The 696-nt window shown below is 56.3% G+C and carries 1 rRNA gene; it reads left to right on the plus strand.

Going from position 1 to position 696, the window contains the following annotated elements:
* Window positions 1–688: ribosomal RNA gene (locus KNQ18_RS17180) — 23S ribosomal RNA — on the plus strand; the annotation flags it as partial.
* Window positions 689–696: the final 8 nt, after the last annotated feature.

Here is a 696-nt window from a genome sequence, read left to right on the forward strand (position 1 = left end):
ATCCGGCTGGAGGACCGTGTCAGGCGGGTAGTTTGACTGGGGCGGTCGCCTCCTAAACAGTAACGGAGGCGCCCAAAGGTTCCCTCAGAATGGTTGGAAATCATTCGTAGAGCGCAAAGGCAGAAGGGAGCTTGACTGCGAGACCTACAAGTCGAGCAGGGACGAAAGTCGGGCTTAGTGATCCGGTGGTTCCGCATGGAAGGGCCATCGCTCAACGGATAAAAGCTACCCTGGGGATAACAGGCTGATCTCCCCCAAGAGTCCACATCGACGGGGAGGTTTGGCACCTCGATGTCGGCTCATCGCATCCTGGGGCTGGAGTAGGTCCCAAGGGTTGGGCTGTTCGCCCATTAAAGCGGTACGCGAGCTGGGTTCAGAACGTCGTGAGACAGTTCGGTCCCTATCCGTCGTGGGCGCAGGAAATTTGAGGAGAGCTGTCCTTAGTACGAGAGGACCGGGATGGACGCACCGCTGGTGTACCAGTTGTTCCGCCAGGAGCATCGCTGGGTAGCTACGTGCGGACGGGATAAATGCTGAAAGCATCTAAGCATGAAGCCCCCTCCAAGATGAGATTTCCCTTTGAGTAATCAAGAAAGACCCCTCAGAGACGATGAGGTAGATAGGTCACGGGTGGAAGCATGGCGACATGTGGAGCTGAGTGATACTAATCGGTCGAGGCCTTGTTCTAGCAGATGC

Source organism: Exiguobacterium sp. s78 (assembly GCF_018618985.1).
Lineage (GTDB): Bacteria > Bacillota > Bacilli > Exiguobacteriales > Exiguobacteriaceae > Exiguobacterium_A > Exiguobacterium_A abrahamii.